The sequence below is a fragment of the Paenibacillus sp. 1-8 genome, from assembly GCF_056316205.1.
Genome location: NZ_CM149995.1, coordinates 1,052,711 through 1,074,769, shown reverse-complemented (window position 1 = coordinate 1,074,769; position 22,059 = coordinate 1,052,711). Strand labels below are relative to the sequence as shown.

Annotated in this window: 14 protein-coding genes and 1 pseudogene; 1 reads left to right on the top strand and 14 read right to left on the bottom strand. The window is 51.2% G+C overall.

Features of this window, described 5'->3' with window-relative positions; all coding sequences use genetic code 11:
• Positions 1–16 precede the first annotated feature (16 nt).
• The 10 genes from AC0WRU_RS04960 to AC0WRU_RS04915 all read right to left on the bottom strand — a co-directional run bounded on the left by AC0WRU_RS04960 (position 17) and on the right by AC0WRU_RS04915 (position 14,071).
• The gene (locus tag AC0WRU_RS04960) at positions 17–1,153 is read right to left on the bottom strand and encodes a homocitrate synthase/isopropylmalate synthase family protein (protein WP_476127468.1); all 1,137 of its coding nucleotides are present in this window, start codon (positions 1,151–1,153) and stop codon (positions 17–19) included.
• The gene (locus AC0WRU_RS04955; RefSeq protein WP_476127467.1) at positions 1,131–1,895 is read right to left on the bottom strand and encodes a HesA/MoeB/ThiF family protein; all 765 of its coding nucleotides are present in this window, start codon (positions 1,893–1,895) and stop codon (positions 1,131–1,133) included. Before AC0WRU_RS04955 ends, AC0WRU_RS04960 begins: the two co-directional genes overlap by 23 nt.
• Before the next feature lie 92 nt (positions 1,896–1,987).
• Positions 1,988–2,377 carry a NifB/NifX family molybdenum-iron cluster-binding protein gene (locus AC0WRU_RS04950; RefSeq protein WP_476127466.1) on the bottom strand — a complete coding sequence of 130 codons (390 nt, stop codon included), beginning with the start codon at positions 2,375–2,377 and terminating at the stop codon, positions 1,988–1,990.
• The gene (nifN, locus tag AC0WRU_RS04945; RefSeq protein WP_476127465.1) at positions 2,374–3,681 is read right to left on the bottom strand and encodes a nitrogenase iron-molybdenum cofactor biosynthesis protein NifN; all 1,308 of its coding nucleotides are present in this window, start codon (positions 3,679–3,681) and stop codon (positions 2,374–2,376) included. Before nifN ends, AC0WRU_RS04950 begins: the two co-directional genes overlap by 4 nt.
• On the bottom strand, positions 3,671–5,032 hold the full coding sequence (gene nifE, locus AC0WRU_RS04940) for a nitrogenase iron-molybdenum cofactor biosynthesis protein NifE (protein ID WP_476127464.1): 1,362 nt from the start codon (positions 5,030–5,032) through the stop codon (positions 3,671–3,673). The genes nifN and nifE overlap by 11 nt, the downstream gene beginning before the upstream one ends.
• 80 nt (positions 5,033–5,112) lie before the next feature.
• The gene (gene nifK / locus AC0WRU_RS04935; RefSeq protein ID WP_476127463.1) at positions 5,113–6,642 is read right to left on the bottom strand and encodes a nitrogenase molybdenum-iron protein subunit beta; all 1,530 of its coding nucleotides are present in this window, start codon (positions 6,640–6,642) and stop codon (positions 5,113–5,115) included.
• Positions 6,639–8,087, bottom strand: coding sequence for a nitrogenase molybdenum-iron protein alpha chain (nifD, locus tag AC0WRU_RS04930; RefSeq protein WP_476127462.1), 1,449 nt, complete (start codon positions 8,085–8,087; stop codon positions 6,639–6,641). Before nifD ends, nifK begins: the two co-directional genes overlap by 4 nt.
• Positions 8,088–8,175: 88 nt before the next feature.
• Positions 8,176–9,042 (bottom strand): nitrogenase iron protein, encoded by an 867-nt coding sequence (nifH, locus tag AC0WRU_RS04925; protein WP_476127461.1) that lies wholly within the window; start codon positions 9,040–9,042, stop codon positions 8,176–8,178.
• Positions 9,043–9,048: 6 nt separating this feature from the next.
• Entirely contained in the window at positions 9,049–10,518 is a 1,470-nt protein-coding gene (nifB, locus tag AC0WRU_RS04920) for a nitrogenase cofactor biosynthesis protein NifB (RefSeq protein WP_476127460.1), read from the bottom strand.
• A gap of 271 nt (positions 10,519–10,789) precedes the next feature.
• Positions 10,790–14,071, bottom strand: a complete 3,282-nt coding sequence (locus AC0WRU_RS04915) for a glycoside hydrolase family 32 protein (RefSeq protein ID WP_476127459.1) — start codon at positions 14,069–14,071, stop codon at positions 10,790–10,792.
• A gap of 524 nt (positions 14,072–14,595) precedes the next feature.
• On the opposite strand from AC0WRU_RS04915, the gene AC0WRU_RS04910 reads away from it, so the two are divergent.
• Entirely contained in the window at positions 14,596–15,645 is a 1,050-nt protein-coding gene (locus tag AC0WRU_RS04910) for a substrate-binding domain-containing protein (protein ID WP_476127458.1), read from the top strand.
• A gap of 158 nt (positions 15,646–15,803) precedes the next feature.
• On the opposite strand, the gene AC0WRU_RS04905 is transcribed toward AC0WRU_RS04910, so the two are convergent.
• The 4 genes and pseudogenes from AC0WRU_RS04905 to AC0WRU_RS04890 form a co-directional block, all read right to left on the bottom strand.
• Entirely contained in the window at positions 15,804–18,209 is a 2,406-nt protein-coding gene (locus AC0WRU_RS04905; RefSeq protein WP_476127457.1) for a rhamnogalacturonan lyase, read from the bottom strand.
• Positions 18,210–18,365: 156 nt separating this feature from the next.
• A pseudogene (locus AC0WRU_RS04900) lies at positions 18,366–18,506 on the bottom strand (hypothetical protein); the annotation flags it as partial.
• Positions 18,507–18,508: 2 nt separating this feature from the next.
• Positions 18,509–18,658 (bottom strand): hypothetical protein, encoded by a 150-nt coding sequence (locus AC0WRU_RS04895; RefSeq protein WP_476128576.1) that lies wholly within the window; start codon positions 18,656–18,658, stop codon positions 18,509–18,511.
• A gap of 175 nt (positions 18,659–18,833) precedes the next feature.
• Positions 18,834–22,058 carry a DUF5704 domain-containing protein gene (locus AC0WRU_RS04890; protein ID WP_476127456.1) on the bottom strand — a complete coding sequence of 1,075 codons (3,225 nt, stop codon included), beginning with the start codon at positions 22,056–22,058 and terminating at the stop codon, positions 18,834–18,836.
• Position 22,059 lies beyond the last annotated feature (1 nt).

Here is a 22,059-nt window from a genome sequence, read left to right as displayed (position 1 = left end):
GGGAACGCTTTTTCGGTTATTTCGGCAGCTCTGCCGGATAATACTGCAGCCAGCGCTTTAAGTCCGCGCTGTAGATAACACGCTTGGGGTCTTCACCGACCAGGCGAAGCCGCTCCAGCAGGAACTTGATTTCACCGGAGCCTGCCTCGATTCCTTCCTGCTCCAGCATATATTGAACTGCACTTCTGCCCGAATGCTTGCCGAGCACGAACGAATGGTCAGTACCCAGTTCGGTCGGATCAAGGGCCTGATAGGCGGCGCGCTCCTTTAGCAGACCATTGATATGTATGCCGGATTCATGGGCGAATACCATGTCTCCCACAATTGGCTTGCCTTCGGGAATGATTCGGTTGGAGGCTTTGGACACCAGTGCAGCCAGCGGGTTCAGCAGCTCAGGGCGGACGCTGCAGGTTCCTTGATATATGTCCCTCCACGACATCACCACCTCCTCCAGCGCCGTATTGCCTGCCCTTTCCCCAAGGCCCGAAATGGTTGTACTAGCCCAGACAGCTCCCGCCTGCAAAGCTGCCAGCGTATTGGCAAGCGCCAGGCCATAATCGTTGTGGCAGTGGATCTCAAGCTCCACATCCTGCGGCACGCGCGATACAAGCCTGTCTATACGGACAGCTATGGCAGCAGGATGGTGAACGGACAGCGTGTCGGCATATCTGAAGCGCCGGATACCATCCCTATAGAGCTGATTCGCCAACTGCTCAAGGAACAGGTCATCTGCCCTTGAAGCATCCTCAAAGCCTACGGAAACAGTCAATCCTTTACACTGACCGTAATCGACAGACTTGCGGATCAGCTCCGTCACCTGCTCAGGATTCATACCCAGCTTGGCCTTCATCTGCACCGTCGACACGGGAACCGAAATATGGGCCCAGCCGACACCCGTCGATTCCGCTGCATCAATATCCGAGAACACTGCGCGATTCCAGGTCATCAGCTTCATCTGTAGTCCGAGAGCGGCAATCCTGGCAATAGACCTGCACTCTGCCTTTCCCATTGCCGGAATTCCGATCTCAGCCTGCTCCACCCCGGCCAGATCCAGCATAATGGCAATTTCTGCTTTCTCTGCGGCCGAAAAGGCAACGCCCGGTGCCTGTTCTCCGTCACGAAGTGTCGTATCACAAATATGCAACTGACTCATCTATATCCCCTCCCGTTCCGCAGCAAGGACAACGCGGGTTGCGTTTGACCGCTATGGTGCAGCTGCTCATATCCAGCACATTCATACGGTACATGCGGTCAGTGAACAGATTGCCCGCATTCGTAATCCATTTGACCGCTTCCAGTGCAGCCATACAGCCAATCAAACCGGAGGTGGCTCCCAGGACCGGGAATCCCAGAGGCTCCCAAGACTGTCCGCCTTCCGGGTAGAGACATTCCAGGCATGCCGTCCTACCGGGATCAATGGTCATCAATGATACTTCATAGGCGTACATGGCGGCTTCTATCATCGGTCTGCCATGTCGAACACATAGTCTGTTCAGCGCATATCTTTCCGGAAAATCATACCGTGCATCAATCACGATATCCGCCGCTTCTACCCATGGTCCAGAGGATTCTTCCGTGATTCTGTCGGCGTGGCCCTCAAGCTCGGTCTCCGGATTGATACGATGCAAATGCTGCAATGCCGTCTCCATCCGTTCCTCCCCAATTCGTCCGCTGTCCATCAGCACCTGCCGGTTCATATCGGGCAGATGGATTACGCCCTCATGGGCCAATATCAGCTTTCCCACTCCGGCAGCGGCCAGGTACATGGCCGCTGTCCCTCCCAATCCTCCGATGCCTGCAACCATAACAATAGCCTGCTTTAGCCTGTTCTGACCTTCCACTCCCAGCAGCTTCAACTGGCGTCCGTATCTGCTGTCTTCCAGCAGCTGTATCATTCGTCCACCCCCTCCATGTGCGGCCCCGCCTTTAAGATATTCGGTCCGCAGGATCTTGACATCATATATGGTTGCTCTTCCTTACAGAAGGCTCATGATTCAGCTTTGCCGCTGCCCTCCTCAGCATGCAGGATTTTGGCAAGCCACATGGGCGGATTGCGAGCCAGCATATGCTGGAGACGCTGGAGCTGCTCCTCAATGGTGCTGCCGAAGGCCACCTTCACAGGCATAATGGTCCGCTTGGTCACCTGTGCAGCGGCCGAAGCGCCGATCTGTACCAGGAAGATCAAGGCACAATCCTCGATCAGGCCAATGCGGCTGGCGATCTTGCCCGCCTCGTTCTCATCGCTCCCCAGGGCTATCCGCCGATGCTCCAGGAACTGGACGCCTGAGTGCCGGATTTCGAATACAGTGAACATGGGACTCTGCCCAAAATGAGCATTCACAAGCACACCGTCTTCCGTCGCAAATGCAACCTTCATCCTCCCCTCCCCCTCTCGGCAAGCAATACATTGCCCACCTTGTTCACCCACTCCATGGTTCCACGATATCCGACGCTTACAGATGTGTGGGCGCCCAGCTCGTCATACACCGGCAAGCCTGCCGGTACGAATGAGGCCCCGGCCCGTGCCGCTCCCTTTCTTCCATGTGAATTGCTGATCCACAAATCCACGCCCTGTGCGCTCTCCTCTGCATCATCCAGATCACCGATCCAGACTTCCCGTTCTGTCTTTTGCAGTGCGGGCGTGCTGCAGGATGTAATTAGCCGCTTTAGTTCCACTCCCATCTCCTCCAGCCAGGCTGCGGTTGACAGCATATGATCCGGTTCTAGCGCCACTACAGCCGAAGCGCCAGAATAATAGAAATGGGCATCCAGCATGCTGTCCAACAGATTTTCACGCTGCCAGCGGAAGCGAACGGGGGCTGGCTCGCGGCTGATCTTTTGCAGAAAATGTATGAACGCATCGCTCGCGGCCAAGCCAGACAGACCAGCGAACAAGTGGTAGGGAATGCCTGCGGCATGATCCAGCCTGCGCGCCGGACGTTCCATGCTCGCGCCAATGGCAATGGTGCAGGAGGACTCCAGCATCTGGCAGGCTGAATCCAGCGGAGTCCCCCCTCTCGTCAAAGGGGAAAAGCCTGTCAGCAGGTGACCGGACAAGGAAGTGGAGATATCGGGGAGCGTAATAACCTCCAGGCCGAAGGAAGCGATCATATCCTTAATTTCCATGACATCTCCGGCAGTCAGATAAGAAGCCGGCAGCAGATTGACCTGCGTCCGGCGCTGTTTTTTGGGGGACTTGCCTCCGGCCAACCCGAGTACGGCATCCATTAGCGACTCTACTGTACTGCTGTAGCCCGTCTCCAGAGAACCGTGAAAATCAGGCAGCGATACAGAAAACAGCAGACTGTCCTTCAATGCCCGTTCTCGCTTGAACGCCTTTACTCTGGAATGAAAATCAACGCCTGCCACCTCGGTGAGGGCCGTGCTGATCACGCCGATGACATCTGGATGGTGCTTGGACCAGATATGATCCAGCGCCTCCTCCAGATTCCGGTCTGCATCAAATATAACGTCCATCTCTTGCAACGCAGAGGTCTGAACGGCAATCGGCTCTCGAAAATGACGAGTCAGCAGCGCCTTGGAGAAGGCCGAGCAGCCCTGAGCGCCGTGCAGCAAAGGCATTGAGCGATACATCCCCTGCAGAGCCAGTACGCCGCCCAAAGGCTGTCCTACCTTGAGCGGGTTGACACTGACAGGCTTCGTGGCGGATTTAATCGGCAAATTCCGTCTCCTCCTCCCATGGAGCCAATTTGGCGGTCAGCTCCCATACCGGATGCTGCAGCGTATGCACAAGCTGTTTCGCCAGAGACAACAGCCCGTCATAGCCCGCATAGGCTTTGTGCCGCTCCTGATTGATGTCCACAAAAGGAATCTGTTCCTTAAGCGCCATATACATGTTCCGGCCTCCGGCAATGACCATGTCTGCCTTGCGGCTCCGTACGGTCTTGAGAATCTGCCGGGCGCCGCCTTCCGGGATGTATTCCACATCATCTCCGATACGGTCAGCAATCCGGGATACATCCTCGGCTGTGCTCTTGTTCGTGCCTACACCAACCACCTTAATGCCCAGCTCCTGCAAAGCCGTAATGACAGACCAGCTCTTCACACCCCCGGTATAGAGCACTGCCCGCTTTCCTTTCAGCTGCTTACGGTAGGGCTCCAGCTCCAGCGATAGCCTCATTTCCTCCCGTGCGGCCAGCTTATCCACCCGTCGCTCCACATCACGATCTCCGGTCAGGTAAGCCATCTGCCGCAAGGAATAACTCGTCTCCTTTGCTCCATAAAATGAACCTTCAAAATAAGGAATGCCGTATTTACGCTCCATTTGGACTGCCAGACCCAGCAAAGCCCGGCTGCATACGACCATGTTGGCCTTGGCACGATGCGCCCAGCCCACCTCACGGAACCGGCCGTCCCCGGTAATTCGGGACAGGATACTCATTCCCGTCTGCTGCATCAGCCGCTCGATATGCCACATCTCGCCCGCAATATTGTATTCCCCGATGAGATTGATATCATGGGAGGTTGTCTGTTCCGGCTCGGTGCTGCCGATAATATGCTGGAACAGCACATCTCCAGCCAGCCGGGTCCCGAGATTCTTGCTGCCCACAAATCCCGGACTGTTCACCGGAATGATCGGCGTCCCCAACCGCTCCGATTCAGCCTTGCAGACCCCCTCGATATCTTCACCGGTGAGGGCTGTGACGCATGTTGTATAGACGAACACAGCGGGAGGAGCAAAACGGCTGACAATGTAGCGAATCGATTCATGCAGCTTCTGTTCACCACCAAAAATAATGTCCTGTTCTCCAAGATCAGTAGTGAAGCCATACGCCGACAACTCTGGGCCGCTGGACAGGCTGCCTCTGCTCTCCCAGCTATTGCCGAGACACGCAATCGGCCCGTGCACCAGATGAGCCGCATCTGCAATGGGTATCAGTGTAATCTGGGCCCCGTCAAAGGAGCAACCTCCCGAAGCCTCCCCCGGCACAGGCCGGGGACAGGGCGTGCTTTTGGGAATTTTGTTGCCGCAGGATACCTCCACCCTTCCGTTAGACACAGCCGGGTCCATCCGCACAACCCCCTTATTTCAGATAAAATCGATTAAAATCACAAGCCAAGCTGCCAACTTCCATCTACGCGGTACAGCAATTAGCGTACCAGATCAAAGCTGTGATCCGGAGCCTGCTCTTCCATGACATCCAGTACGGTATTCACGAATTGGGTAAGCAGATTCAACGCACCCTGGTAGCCGATAATCGGATAACGATGCAGATGATGCCTGTCGAAGATCGGAAAGCCCACACGGAGCAAAGGGATTTTCGCCTCTTTGGCCGCGAACTTCAGATGGGAGCTACCAATAGCCAGGTCCACCGGGTCCTGGAACAGCAGCGAACGCATATGCCACAAATCCTGACCGGAATGAACCGTGGCTTCTGCACCGTAAGGGCTGGATTTCAGCAGAAGCTCTGCTTCCTTCTCAAATTTCCGGTCCCCATTGGAGCAAACAATATGCACCGGCTCCATGCCCAGCTCCAGACAAAAGCCAATCAGACCGATGAGCATATCCGGGTCTCCCGCCATAGCCACTCGTTTGCCGTGCAGATAAGCATGCGAATCCATCATGGCATCCACCATTCGGGCGCGCTCCTGCTTCAATGCCTCGGGAATTTCTTTTCCGGACAGACGACTGATCTCTTCAAGCAAGCGATCTGTAGCGCGGATGCCCAGCGGCGTGGAGGTGGAGGACACCTGCTGCTCCCAGGTTCGCTGCATATAGCCTAATGTTTTACGAAGAGAGTACTGCTGGATCGCCAACGTGCCGGCAGCATCTGCGGCCTTGGGCACATCCTCAAGCGGCGTTCCCCCGTAATAGTAGCTGTACTCTCCAGTAGCCCCTGAATCAAAATTACTGCTGTGGTCACCCAGAATGGTATACGTAACGCCGAACATTCCCAGTATGCGCCGCATTTCCGCAAAATTGCCCGTATACCCGTCAAACCCGAGCAGTACATTCAGCTTCAATTCATGACCAGGCTGCGGCGTCCGGCCTGACTTGTTATACAGCGTCTCCAGCACAGAGCGCAGCATGGCGTCATAGCCTGTAATATGTGAACCGGAGAAGCTGGGGGTATTGGCAAAAGGAACCGGCATATCCTCGGGAAGGGCTCCCTCCTGACGGGCATTGGCCAGGAAGGCAGACAGATCATCCCCGATCACCTCTGCCATACAGGTCGTGCATACCGCAATCATCTCCGGCTGATACAAGGCAATGCAGTTCTCTATACCGTCAATGAGGTTGCGCATGCCGCCGAATACGGCGGCATCCTCGGTCATCGAGGTGGAGACGGCAGGAACAGGCTCCTTGAAGTGGCGGGCAAGATGGCTGCGGAAATAAGCCGTACAGCCCTGTGAGCCATGAATGAACGGGAGCGTTTTTTCGAAGCCCAGCGCAGCCATAACCGCTCCCAACGGCTGACAAGCCTTGGCCGGGTTCACGACTACGGCTGTACGAGCGAAATTCTTGTCCTTGTATTCCTTGGTCTTGGTGTACTCCAGGGTGGCTCGGGCCTCCTCCGGCGAGCAAGGGGCCTCGAAGGCTCGTTTCTCCTCACGCTGGCGCACATATTTATCCTGCCGAAACAGCTGATTGTGATCGACAATATTCAGACGCTCGCTCATACCGGCACCTCCGCAGTCTGCCGGGACGGCAGCAGGCTCCATACTGGACTGTTTATGGTCATATCCATATCACGTGCAAAAATCTTGAAGCCGTCAAAGCCATGATAAGGCCCGCTGTAATCCCAAGAGTGCATTTGGCGGAAGGGAATGCCCATTTTGTGATACACGTATTTCTCCTTGACTCCGGCGCCCATTAAGTCAATATTCAGCCGCTGGGCCAATTCCTCCAGCTCATAGGCAGTTGGATCATCGTACAGAATAGTGCCTTCTTTTACATCGGGAAACGTCTTTTCGTAATCATCCTTATGGGCAAATTCATAGCCTGTAGCCACAATTTCCATACCCAGGTCCTCATAGGCACCGATGGTATGCCTTGCCCGCAGCCCGCCAATCAGAAGCATCACCTTTTTGCCTTCCAGACGTGGGCGGTATTTACGGATGACCGCCTCCATCTGCGGCATATATTGGGCGATGACCTGCTCACATTTTTCCTGAATCGTCTCGTCAAAGCGGGCAGCAATCGCTCTTAGGCTTTCCATCGTCTTGGTCGGGCCGAAGAAGTTATATTCCATCCAGGGAATTCCGTATTCCTGCTCCATCGTTGTGCACATATAATTCATGGAACGATGACAATGGATCAGGTTGAGCTTGGATTTATGGGCAATCCCCAGCTCATTGATCGTACCGTCACCCGACCACTGCGCTATGACCCGCAGTCCCATTTCCTCCAGCAAAATGCGTGAGGCCCAGGCATCACCACCGATATTGTAGTCCCCGATAATGGAGACATCATAAGGCCCGCATTCCTTCAGCTCCCGGCGCCCCATCAGAAAATCGCGGATAGCATCATTGGCAATGTGATGGCCCAGAGACTGACTCACCCCGCGAAAGCCCTCACAGCGTACTGGAATGACCGGAATGCCCAGTTCCTCTGTCATTTTCTTGGCCACAGCCCCGATATCATCACCAATCAGTCCGACCGGACATTCAGATTGTACGGAGATACCTTTGGCCAGCGGGAACATCTCCTTAATTTCCCTGCAGATCACCTCCAGCTTCTTATCTCCGCCGAACACGATATCCTTTTCCTGAAAATTGCTTGTAATCTGCATGGCGGTAAAATTATCGATTCCCAATATCCCATTCGCATAATTGCGTCGGGTACCCCAGCTGTATTGTCCGCAGCCGATGGGACCATGGCTAATGTGCACCATGTCTTTAATCGGGCCCCATACCACACCCTTGGAGCCTGCATAAGCACAGCCCCTTGCTGTCATGACGCCGGGCCGTGATTTCATGTTGGACTTGATGGAACAGGTTCCGCAGTTCACAAGCTCCTCATCCGCGATCTCAAAATGCTTGGCCCGGTCCTTCTTTAACTTCTCGGGATATACCTCCAGTATCTCCTCTACGACCTGCTTTCCCTTATCCACAATACTGCTCATTTGGCCTATTCCTCCCTCCTGCGAGCTGCGCGTTCAGCTCCCCCCATTATCACACGATAGTTCCGTCATGAAGCCTTCTGGCTACGGTCTACTGCCCCGACGCCTCAGCTTTGTTAATAGCGGTCTCTTCATCCTCAATAATGCCGAACTCCATCAACAGATCCTCCAGATCTTCCATGGAAATGGGAGTGGGAACCGTTAGCATGTCGTTATTCAAAATTTTACCTGCCAGCTCTTCATACTCCGCAGCCTGCTTATGTTCCGGGTTATATTGGGTAACGGTCATACGGCGCAGCTCAGCGTGCTGCACAACATTGTCACGCGGCAAAAAGTGGATCATCTGCGTGTTCAGTCTCCTTGCAAGCTCTGTAATCAATTCCGCTTCCAGGTCCGTATTCCGGCTGTTGCAGATTAAGCCGCCCAAACGCACCCCGCCGCTATTGGCGTACTTCAAGATCCCGCGTGCAATATTGTTGGCAGCGTACATAGCCATCATCTCGCCTGAGCATACGATGTAGATTTCCTGCGCCTTCTTCTCCCGGATCGGCATGGCGAAGCCCCCGCACACGACGTCCCCCAGTACATCGTAGGACACGAAATCCAGCCCTTCGTAGGCCCCCTCTTCCTCCAGAAAATTAATGGCTGTAATGATACCGCGCCCTGCACAGCCGACACCAGGCTCTGGCCCGCCGCATTCCACGTTCAGGATGTCACCGAAGCCCTTCTGGACAACGTCCTTCAGCTCCAGGTCCTCCACCGTACCCATCTCAGCCGCCAGATGCAGTACGGTCTGTTGGGCCTTCGTATTCAGAATAAGACGGGTGGAGTCTGCCTTGGGATCACAGCCTACGATCATAATTTTTTGTTTGAATTTGGTTGCGAGCTGAGCCAGTGTATTCTGCGAGGTTGTCGATTTGCCGATACCGCCCTTACCGTAAAACGCAATTTGTCTCATATTTTCTCAGCCTCCAAAATGTTCAATGGGTAAATGCTTACTTCCCTTATTGCTCTGCACAGGATACATATAACGCAGAAATTTTACATATTCCAGAACGGATTCCTCAATATCCCCGCCGCATACAATAGGTAGCACGCCAGCTTCCTGCAATGCCTCTTTGGGGGCTTCGCCTATGCCGGACGACAGCAGCAATGCACAGTCATGCACCATGGAAAGGATCTCCTTCATCGTCTCGGCCTTGTCCCCGTTGCAATCGGCTTTCCCGTGGCAGTAGGATTGCACCTTACGAATGCCTATGAAATTTACGATGGTCCCGTCGCTTTCATAAATCATAAATTCCTTGGCACGACCGAAATGCTGATTCACCTTCCCTCCGCCACGACTGGTCACAGCGATTAGGACTGGCTTTGAGGCAAAGCTCGCTTCAGGCTTATCCCCCGATAACGGGCAGCTACAACCAGGCCCGGTTGACGGTTGTTTGTGGTGCAATTGTCCCTCCTTGCGCTCCATTCTCACTCTCACCTTCTCATCCAGTTCTTTCTGAAATTGTGCCCTTGCCCCTTCATCCATGGGAGGAGCAGCCGCTATGTTCTCCCATGTAAAATCCTGATTGCGATCCTCGCCCAGCAGTCCAATCGCATCCGCCCTGCACTGACGGCAATGGCGCATAATGACAGCCCCCGCGTCAGCACATTGCTCCTGCAGCTGCCGGACCAGACGGGGACGGGGGGCCCGCATCCCTTCCTGCTCATACCGGCTACCGGGTGCGATGATGAGTGGCATAATGTTGTGCAGCACCGCGCCGTGCTCCTTGACCACCCTGGCTACCTCTGGTAGATGGGCATCATTGACTTCGGGAATCAGCACCGAGTTCACCTTGCACAATACGCCTCTCGAAGCCAGCATCTTCAAGCCTGCCAGCTGGCGGTCAATCAACAGCCGCGCGGCCTCCTCTCCTGCATAGCGTTTTCCTTCATCGTAGACCCATCCATAAATGCGGCTCCCCACCACTGGATCTACAGCATTGATCGTGATCGTGACATGCGAAATGCCCAACTCTACAATCCTGTCGACATGCCTGATCAAGGTAAGGCCATTCGTGCTGAGACAGAATATGACATCCTTAACTGTCTCACGGACCCGGCGGAAGGTATCGAAGGTTGCCTCCGCATTGGCCAGCGGATCTCCAGGTCCCGCAATGCCGACAACGGACAGCTGCATCAGCTGTGCCGCTACGCCATAGGTCTTGCGCGCCGCCTGCTCCGGCGTGAGCAGTTCACTGACAACGCCGGGACGGCTTTCATTGACGCAATCGAATTTGCGGTTGCAATAATGGCACTGAATATTGCATGCCGGGGCCACCGGAAGATGAATGCGCGCAAAATAGCGATGTGCCTCTTCGTTATAACAGGGATGTCGTCTGAGGGCTTCTAATGCTAAAGGGGTCTCCGAGAGATCAGCTAAAGAGTCCATTCATTCCCTCCTCTCTACGTTATATTACCTTACACAAATCTCTGTTTTTGCCTGGGATATAATTACATATTAGAGACAGGAACCAATCCAGTCAATTTGATTTTCCATGAAATCCCTGACATATATCCTCATTTCACATATGTGTCAAATTTTACGTTAGATAAGATATCACATACTTTACATGTCTGCGGTTACATTTCATATTCTCAATGATATCAAGCCGTAAAAAAAGAGAGTCCGTATACACGGCTCTCCTGATGAATAAGAAAATTCAAATTTGCTCGATCCTTACATGTTGGTAAAATGCCTGCCCTCCAAATACATTCACACCCACATGTCCCTCGGTAAACGTACCATCTTCCAGGTCGATGACCTGCTCACCGTCTACGTCAACGCGAATGCGCAGGCCCTCTGCCACGATTTTAATATGATGAAACATTTCCGGCAGAACAAACCTCGGGACCTTGGCAAGCACCTGCTGATCCTCGAATCGGCCGTCTTTTTTATAAAACAGACGGATGGATTTCATATTGGGGTCCACATTCAGGTAATAGCCGCTTGATCCGTCAGCATTGGCGCGGAAGAGCATGGAGCCTGCACTCCCATGTTCAGACAGCTTCACATCTGCCTCATACGTGAAATCTTTCGCCTGCTCAATAGCCATGTAATTCGCATCCATGATATAGCTTCCACGTATCCCATCCGTTGTCACGATCCACTGCGATGCAGTAACATCCGGCTTCCAGCCCGTCAGGTTGGTATGAAACACCCCGCCGTGCACTTTGACCAAGGTACTGCCACGCACCTTACCCTCCAAGTCGGAAGCTGTAATAACAGCTTCTCCGGGCGAACTCGCTTTCATTAGTGCACTTCCGTCCTCAGATGCGGTGATCTTTACAATCCCAACATTACTGGAAGCCCAAATCAGCGAGTTTTCTTTTACCCCAGGCTCATTCTCCACACTCGCGTACAAACGCTTTGACTGCTCCCTCGCAAGCTCCACATACGTGTGATCCATGATCACTCTGGCGAACGAAGCATCTGGCAGCCTCCAGCTGTTTCGTAGCGCATATACACGAAGGGAAACGATTTTGACCTCACCGCCTTGGACGAAAAAGCTCATCCCTCTTCGCGCCGAATCGGGCAAAATAATATCCGAAAATACGACTTCTCCGTCATTCCCAAACACCTCGACCGAGGATTCATCCACGAATATTCTCATTTGGATTCGATTTCCGACGGGTGCAAGTGATGCTTCATGAAGCGTTGAAAACAGACTGGAGAAATCAGTAAGCCCTGAATCAGCACGGTTTACAAACAATTGTTGTACGTCTGTTTTATAGCCGACTATGGTTCTTTGCTCACCGCCATCCCGCACGTAAAAACCAAAAGTCGAGGTAACCCCAACTGAAGGCAGTTCGAACTCCGCTTCAATCTCATAGGCACCTGCGTTCAAACCTTCCAGTATATTCGGAGAAGATTCCGCGACGCTCTGGTTGTCTAGCGAAAATAAACCAGTACGCAGCGAAGTCAACTCGGATATCGGATGCTGTATCAAACGGATGCCTTCACGGGTTGTTTTTAGCGATAACTCTCTCGGGATGCTAAACTGCCCCTTCCAGGGAGAGGTCGGAAAGCTGAACGGATAGTCCCAATTCGTCATCCATGCCAGCATGATACGCCGCCCGTCGGGTACATTGGAGAAGGACATAGAGGCATAGAATTCCTTTCCCCAATCGGTTCTTAACACATTCCCAGGCGAAAGATCATTAAGAAATTTGCCATCAGGCGTCAGTTCACCGATAAAATATTCCGCATCCGAGCCTTGAGTGTTCGTGCTGGCTCCAGTGCTAATCATCAGCACCCATTTAAAGTTACTTTCATGATTATCTTCATAGTCATCTTCATCATCGACCGGAAGCCGGAATAGATCCGGGCATTCCCACACCCCGCCACGTATATAATCGCCATAGCCGAAATTATCCGTCCATATCCAATCTATTAGATTCGTGGAGGTAAAAAAACGGATATGATCGCCTCCCGACACGACCATGATCCAGCGCTGATGGGTTTCGTCCCATACCACTTTTGGATCACGAAAATCCCAGTTGCCGGGGTCTTCTTCACTTTTGCCCGGATTCTCTATCACAATGGGACGGTCTTTCGGGTATTGCCATGTACGCCCCCGGTCCGCGCTGTAGGCAAGACCGATTCTCTGGTTGCCCCTGGGCTGATCGGGATTGAAAGAAGTATAATAAGCGATCAGTCCTGTTCCGCCATAGTCGCCGAATAAGTCGGAGGCATTGGTTAGGTCTGCTACAGCCGAGCCGGACCAGATATGGCCGAGATCATTCCACTTCAATGCAAACGGAAGCCTTTTCCAATCCAATAGATTGGTGCTGACCGCATGTGCCCATTGTCCTCCATCCTGATGGAACAGGTGATACTCGCCTTCGAAATAAACCAATCCGTTCGGATCGCTGGCCGAACCTCTGGCAGGGGAATAATGATATTGGGGTCGGTACTTTTCTGTATAGTAATCCGGGGCCGGGGTGAGGTAGAAATCCTGAAAATAAGCTGTCCCCCCAGCTACCTTTATGCCTGTAAAACCACTGGAATAGCTATTATCCACAATGTCAATCGCCGCAGGAGTATAGCCATCTATAAATACGCGAATCCGCTCTCCATGTGCGTTGATTTCCAAACTGTGTTTGCCGCCCGTTGTACCCGGATACGTCTGCGCCGACCTTGTAATCACCGTTCCGTCCGCCTTCTTCAATTGTACACGAACCTGATTGCCTTCTCCTTGCACAGAAGCAACATATCCATCCTTTCCGTCCTGGCTCCCTCTGAAAAATAGTCCTGCCTCCATTCCCGGTTCAGAAGGATTCAGCGTCACACTCCCTTCCAGTACCAGGTCTGTAGCTGCGGAGCCATATATTTTCAACGCACCTTCTGCACTTGTTCCCTCAGCCCTTTGTCCCCTCAGGTCAGGCTCCCATTTTCCACGGACCAGCAGCGGCTCACTTACATTGGTATCCATATCACTAACCTGAATGTTCTGAAACAAGGCCGAGCCATTCCAAACATTCAGTCCCAAATATCCTGCTGTATACGTCGTATCGACTACATCCATGATTGGACTATAGCCCTCATCCCAGTACACCTGAAGATGAGATCCTTCCACGCTCACCTTGAGATGATAAATATCTCCTTTTTTTAAATCTACCCGACGTTCCTCTTTCAGTCTTTCAGTGTCTCCGGCAGCATCCCGCAATCGCAACAATCCGGCATCCGGCGCGATCTGGAGCATATAGGAGGAGCGTCCATCCTCACTGGAACGGAATACAAGCGCAGCATCTGCATGTGTGTCTATGACCATAACATCTGCTTCAAAACTAAAATCCTTTGACATTGTCCCAGACATAGCCATCACAATTTCCTGTGGCTCCGACCTTAGCAAAAGACCCTGGACGTTATCCTCCATGTGCCCCTGTCCTTTAATCTGCCAATCGGTCAGGTTCGTTCGCGTGTTTGTAAACTCCACCTTCATCCCCAACCCCCTACCTTCTAGTACGGATCAACACCGCACATCCACTACAAAATAACTGGAAAATCCGCTGTTTAGATCGTCATGGAGAACGTCTCATTTCAGCGTATAAAGCTTTAGGGAAAAACTCGCAATTCCCCCAATCTGTAATAAACCATCTGTATAACAAATTTGAAAAGGCTTACAATTTCCATCTTCAATTTACCAAATCGAAATGTCATCCGTCAATGATTTTTGTAAAACAATTTATTTACATTTGACTAAAAAATACTATTAATAAGTTATTTTTTTGTAATATAAAATGTATAAAATTGAATTTAAATTCATTTGTCGATTCGATGAAGATAAATATAAGTTATCAAATAAATCTTCCAAATGTAAATATTTCTTGTTCATTTGTAATGTAAAAGTTGCTATTTTATGCGAACTATTATACATTTAAGATACATTAAGGTCTGAACGGAGAGCCGTAAGAGGCAACTGTATCTCTCAAGCAATCCATTTATTAGTGAAGGTGGAACCTGTCTATGAAGAAAGAAAAAGTCACCATTCAAGACATTGCTGACGCTTTGGGAATCTCCCGAAATACCGCGTCCAAAGCGATTAACGGTAATGACAGCATCCCGGTTGATACTCGGAGCAAGGTCATAAAAAAAGCCATAGAACTCAAATATAAGCAATTTGCCTATATGGAAACGGAGAGCATCATCCCGAAAAGTCAAGGTAACATTGCCCTGTTCACATGCAATCTGCCGAACAGCTCACATTTTGGCTCCTTCCTCATCAGTGGTCTGGAGAAAAGAATAAGCGCAGAAGGATATAACCTGTCGATTCATATTGTGCGGGAAAATGAAGTACATGCAGGAACACTTCCTAACAATTTTGAAGCTTCCAAGGTCGATGGAATCATTTTTATTGAAATGTTTGATCCACAATATAGTGAGCTCATTACGGATTTGGGACTGCCCACGATCTTTATTGATTGCTCTGTGGACATTTTTCACCTTGATTTGAAAGCGGATTTATTGTTGATGGAAAATGAACATAGCGTTTATTCTGTCACCAAAAGCCTGATTGATGAAGGATTTACACGGATCGGTTTTGCTGGGAATTATAAGCATTGCAAAAGCTTCAACGAGCGGTGGATTGGATATAACAGAGCTTTAATCGAAGCGGGTCTAAATGTGGATTTATCTTGCTGTATCGTCGATCAGGACCGAAATTTTTTCTCCGAATCGGATTGGATGGATAAACAATTGGAGAGCATGAATGTGCTACCGTCTGCGTTCGTGTGTGCCAATGATTTTATTGCCGTCAGTGTCATGAAAGCGCTCAAAAATAAAAATTTGAAAATTCCTGCGGATATTGCTGTGTTTGGGTTTGATAACGCTCCTGAATCCCGGATTGTGGAGCCTCATTTATCTACCGTCCATATCTACAATAACGAGATGGGCATTACGGCGGCTGAGATGCTATTGGCACGGGTCAAAGATCCTTCCCGACCTTATCAAATCACACATATCAAAACAGAGCCGATATTTAGAGAGTCCACTCCAGCTTTACAAATAGAAGGGTAAGAGTAAAAGAGGTGTTCTAACGACGCTCCGCGTTCTATGCTGCTGTTAATGCTTTAAAAACGCAAAAAGGCAAGCGTCTAAATACTTAAGAGGCTTGCCCTTTTTCTAAATCCATTAACTAATTTTATGTGGTAAAGTCTTAGTCTTAAGCTAGTCGTTTATAAAGCCTCTGCTGGAACTGCTGACTCTGCCTCATCCACCTCATCACTGCTCTCTTCCTCCATCAAAGCTCTTGGCGTGTAGAGCTTGGGAATCGGCACATTCGCCCAATTCATATCGGATGCAAGGTAAAAGCTTGTATAGGATGGCTGGTTATAGGCCGAATTCTGGCGGGCCACGTCCGCCCGATACTGCGGATCATGCATCAACGTGTATAATTTATGTGTTGTAGGTTCGGTGCTCATATAGATACGGATCGCCGAGCTATCCGCTGTACGAACAAGCATTTCCTCGCGCCAATCTCCGAAAACGTCCGCAACCAGCGATGGCGTTCCTTTCGTATAATTGTTCGTTTTAGTTCCAGTTGCGGTCAACAGTGTGCCCCGTCTCCAGTCCTCAATGGTTGGAGTCACGTCAATCGCTCCGTTTACGATTTGGGTGGTCATATCGGCGGCCCATTTGATATTCATATTGGTGCCCGGCATCTTCGTATCGAGCTGTTTACCCGTAGCAGTCCACAAGCCCATGGCCCAGGTTTCCAGCCCTCGCTGTTCAGGGTCTATATCACCGATCATTCCCCGGCCTGTATCTTTACCGGAATATCCTCCGTAAATGACTTTGCCCGTTTTGGCATCCCTTAGAGCATAACCATAAGGAGCATAGGTACCGCCCTCATACACCATAAAGATTTCCTTGCCTGGTCGATCCGGGTCAATGTCCGTCACATGCAGCGCATCTCCATGTCCCAGTCTAGCTGTTTGGCCCGGAATCGCGCTTTCAGGAGGCATGACATCAAACGAGCTGTACAGCAAGCTGCCATCGTGGTCGATCGTGGCGGCGCCGTACACGATTTCGTCCTTTCCGTCACCGTCCACATCCGAGACGCTAAACGAATGCGCTCCCTGTGTGGTCAAAGTACCGAATTGCGAGTCCGTTCCATCGCGCCCGTGCGGACTGTCGTTAAACGGATTCGTCATCGGCACCCAACCGCTATCCACCATCCAATGCTTTTGGAGATGGCGTCCATCCCATGTGTAGGTGACCAAGGTAGAACGCGTATAATAGCCGCGTGCAAATACGGCATAAGGCTTGCGGCCGTCCAGATAAGCCACTCCTGCCAGGAAGCGATCCACACGGTTAGCGGGTTCAATTCGGGCCATAGCGTAATCGCCCCACATGAGCCCATCGTCATGACGCTCCGGCTCATAGCGGACGGTATCCAGCTCAGCCCCCGTTTTTCCTTTGAAAATAGTCAAATACTCCGGTCCATCCACAATGAAGCCTTCGAACTCTCTCAGCTTGTTTTTGCCGCTCCGTGCAGGCGCATATACATCCATAAAGTAGTCTGTCAGGCTTTCTGCATCCTTTCGGGATAACGGATAATTATACTTCGGAGCGATGCCAAAGCATTCCTCTAGCGTAGCAGGCCATTGTCCCTTGACCACTTCTTCATGCTTCGTCCAGTTCATAAACATGTTCACCACATGCTCATAATAATCCGAACGACTTAAACGGTAATCGTCCTTGTGCGTAATCCCTGCTTTACGATCCTCACGAGGCAGGGTAATATATTTTTCTTTTTTCGGCTTGCCCTTCTTATCAAAAGAAATCGTTTTGGTACCCGGAGCCGTTTTGAACATCAGCTCGGCTTTACCATCGCCGTCAAAATCGTACACCATCATCTGTGTATAATGCGCACCTGATCGAATATTCACACCCAGGTCGATCCGATATAACAGCTTACCCTCGACCGTATATGCATCGACATACGTATTTCCGGTATACCCCTTCTGAGATACATCTTTGGAGTTGGACGGGTCCCATTTCACAAAAAATTCATATTGCCCGTCTCCGTCCACATCCCCCACACTCATATCGTTGGCCGAATAGGTATAGGATTCACCTGCTGGCGTTACTCCATCCGCAGGCTTTTGGAGAGGAAGTTCATAGTAACCCTGCTGCCACGGCGTCACTTTGGCGCTGCGATCCTTTTCCCGCCCATTAACGACCGAAGCCACCCTGTACACTGCATTTCCGTTTCCTTCCTTATCAACATAGTTGGTGCTGTCGGTTACCGTCGCGATCTTCTTGCCGTCACGGTATACGTTAAAGTCCGCTCCCGTCAGCCCTGTTGAGCCGTAGCCATTCACTTCCTGGGCCAGCAACCGCCAGCTTAAAAATACCCCCTCCTGCGTCACCTCAGCTATCAGTCCCCGATCCAGCTTTTCCAGTTGGATGCTGCCGCTACGGTGCTGTTCAGCAGCGATTGTTGATTCCGCCTGTAGCGTCGTCGGTTCGGACAAGTCTTCCGCAGCCACTGCTCCAGTCGTACCCGTCATCGCCAGCATCGCTGCCAACGCGGCGGTCAAGCTTCCCCTTCGCCATGCGCCTTTCCTTTGAGCCATCCAAGTCGTCCTCCTCAATTGTGTGTGATGACAAGCAAGTACGCCAAGATGATTGCGCTTACAAAATTTAAATTCTTTATTATTATAGTTTTGCAGTTCTCCCAAAGGCGTTTAAATATCCGGGGATTTCTCTTCACAAATCCGTGTTGTTTGCGGCCAAAAGAAACGAACCCATTTCTGATACGGAATACCCGATACGGCCAAGCTCCCCATTAAGGCTGAGGAAGTAGGCAAAATCATATTTGAAAATCCATCTCCCAACTGGAATGCAAGTACCGTAGTCTGCCGTGTAATGACGATCAAGATGACAACAGGATGGCACGAAGCCACAGCCCTGAAAAAATAGGAATTTGCGCAATCACCTGTGCCAAGCCGACATTAAATGGATTCAGCAGACCAGCGGTAAATCCGCACAAAGCCCCAAACGAAATCATAGCTGTACCCGTCATCACATCAAATTTCAACGCCCGGGCGAAAGAAACTCGCTTTTAAAGCGACCGCTTCGCTTGTACAACACCATTCCGCCTACTCCGTTTACTTGTACATTTTTGAGTTCAGCTTGCATAGAAGAAGCTCACCGAAGGATGAAAAGCATCTCCCATCAAGTGAGCTTCTTTTGGGTTCTTAATGTGGAACAAAGGAACTAAAATCATCCCGGCTCGACTGATCCGCATGATAAAACGCTACATCCCCATCCTGTAAACGAAAGGTATGTCCATACGGGTCTTTTACTTCTCTCCGGTAGCCTTCCAGTTGCCACTGGTTCAGCAGCGGGCCGTTAATATACTGCAAATGTGGATGCTCGGTATCCCCCTGACGGAGCGACTCCAAATTGAAGTTAACAATGATGTAGCCCGTTTTCTTAAATATGCTCGCATGCTCGTTTAGCTCCCGGCGACGGCTTTCTTCACGTAAATCCGTCCCTTTAGGAACCACGTATACATCAGCAGGCAAGCTATATTCGCCATACCAGCGCTGAATCGACGCATTGGCACGGTCGACATCGACTCCATCCGGCAGGTCCGTCTTGGGACCGATCAAGGTACGCACCGCCGCAGGCAGCACCAGCCAATCGTAACGGCCGATCCACGTCTTGCTGCGCATGATACGCTGGGCATACAAGGAAACATAGCGTTCCAGCGTCGACTGGCTCCGCTGTGCTTCACTCAGCTCATGCTTGTATTGATAGGCTGCTGTATCCTGTATTTCCTCTGTCGGTACATTACGCAGCCGCTCATTTAAAATGACATATCGCTTCTCCCGATCCTCCGCCGATCCCAATCGGATGAACTTGCGGCTTCCCGCATGTGTATACAACTCCACCTCTTCTCGCTGACGCCCATCCTTGCTCACCCAATAGAATGATGGCGTGATGCGGATACCATCCTTGGCGCTGAACATATTCCCTTTGGTTTTGAGGTCAAACTTGAAGTGGTAGCCTGTCTTGATCGCCACATTTTGGTAGCCTTCATGCGGATGACTGCCAGGGCGGACAGGCAAGGTAAACGGCTCCTGATTCCCCCTTGGCAGTCCGTCGATGTTCCCTAGTCCCGTCCAATAGGACAGTCCGCTATGCACCGGACTTCCTTTGCGCTGTCGGAACACCCTCTCCCAATGGTAGTCGGCAATATCTGTGATATGAAAATCATACATCCGTCCGATGACCTCGATCTCTACCACATCATTGGCGACATGATGCTCGATATCCGTATTGGCATGACGCTGCTCAGTGAACCCGTCCGGTGCGTTTTCCGCAATCGTACGAAACTCAACGGTATAATTCCCTTCATCCACCCATACGGGCAAATAGAAGTCTGTGTCCAGTTGCCTTACCGGAATGTCGATCCAGGTTCCATGCGGATAGAATTGAGTTTTCCCCTTGTCGTACACATCAAACGGAAATCGCACCTGCTTGGTTCGCACATATTTGGCATACTCCCGATCACCATAGCCGGGAATATTCAAATGCGGGCCTGCCGTCGAAATCGTCACGCGGAAAGGACGTTCCAGAATGAGTGCCGATCGACCTTTCGTCGGTTGGGTTTTCTGGTTGTGGGTAGCATCGTCTGATACGCTTGAAAGATTCACCACGGGCGTGTGGACGGTCACGGTGTTGATCCCTTGAATCGGCAAAGTCTTATCTGCACCGCCATTGATATTTCCTTTTAGAATCGCATAGGTGATATCACCGCTACTTGACGTATTGGGTTTATTGATCTTGTGCTTTTCAATCACATGGCCTGGGCTGTACAGGGTATCCGACCCGATTTTTACGGGTTCAGGGATTTTGCCAGGAGTCGGGCCTTTTTCCTTGACACGCTGGTGGTCCATGATCGTCTGACCGTTGAATTTCACAGTATCGTTTTCCACCTCTACGTCTGGTGTAGCCTTCTGGGCCACAGGCTCCAGTGACCTTTGTTCATTGGGCACCTTCGGCATACTCTTGCCGCCATAAATATAAAGTGAACCGCCGTCGATAATCCCCGGCGAAGGAGCCGGATAGTATTTCCCATTGGTCGCGGACTCTAAAGCAGGAGGGGCATAGTCCTTCGGCGGAATCGTAATACTACCTCCCGGCAGTGCATAGTTGCGTAGCTGCGCGTTCTTGATACCGTACACCTCGAGGTTGTCGATCGTCCAGTAGGAGTACGGTTTTACAATTTCGTATTTGTAATATTCCACGACCTTCATGTGCCGGGTATCGTTAATATCTTCCCATTCCAGATCATACGTGCGCTTCAGCTTGACGTTGTAGGTGCATTCGCCCTTGAGCTGTTGGTAGGTGTTTTGAAACAGGTAATTCCGGGCCAGCACGTTTCCATACAGACTTTCAGAGGTCGGGATGCCCTTGGCTACATCAAACCGATGTGCGCCACGCTGGTCGGCCTTTATGACCGCAGAAACCATCGGGTCAAGGTATTTGTCCGACTGGCTACCGCTAGGCGTAGGTCGAGTACAGGTGACTCCTGTCGGGGGCTCCTCTTCAGGCTTCAGCTCCTTGTAGAACAGATGGACGGTGTACTGTTCAAATTTGCCGTCATACGTCAATGCCGGGAGCTGGCCGGGCGTAATGTTGCCACTCGGCGGCGCATCGGTGGAGCTTTTCTTGTAGCCCACGTACTCGTAGTTCGGGTTGCTGCCTGGCGTGAAGTCGTAGGTTTGACCAACTTTCAGGTCTTCATTACGTGTTGGAAACACGTTGTCAAGCAATTTTTCTGTCTCGGTATAATGCTTTACGGTCAAGCCGCCATCCAGTTCGATCTTGAACAGGATCGGCTGGTAGATACGCCAGGCCTCAACCTCTTTGGCACAATTCGGGCAGCTATCTTCCTTGATGTTTTTAGCCTGTACTTCTGCATCAAGTTTTATATTCACAGTGATTGGAATGATAGCGGTATCTGTCCCCACTCCCTTCGGCTGAAAGTAATGTTTATCATCCTCCACCGTGCCTTTACTCATCGCGTAGGCATACTGTGCGTAGCTATCAGAACGGGATTCCTGGAAGTATTCCGGATGGCTCCCATTGTCCGCTTTTGTGTACAAGCGAGCCGTTACGTTCTTGATTTTACGACCCGGAAACTGAAATTTGTAGGTGAATTTGGCTTCACCATGCATTCCCTTCCCTGGCTCCTTACCGCCATCTGTAACCCACTTACCAGCGGTGTTCTTCCACATATCAAAGTACATCATACCAACAAAGTAACGGTCATTCTTGTCCGCATAGTAAGACAGCGGTGTGATTTCTGTATCAGCTGCCGCCTTATCAGTGGAAAAAGAAAAAGGTGGAAGCTGCAACAAAAGCAGTACCCCCACCAGCAATACGGCCAGAATGCGTTCCGTGTTCTTCATG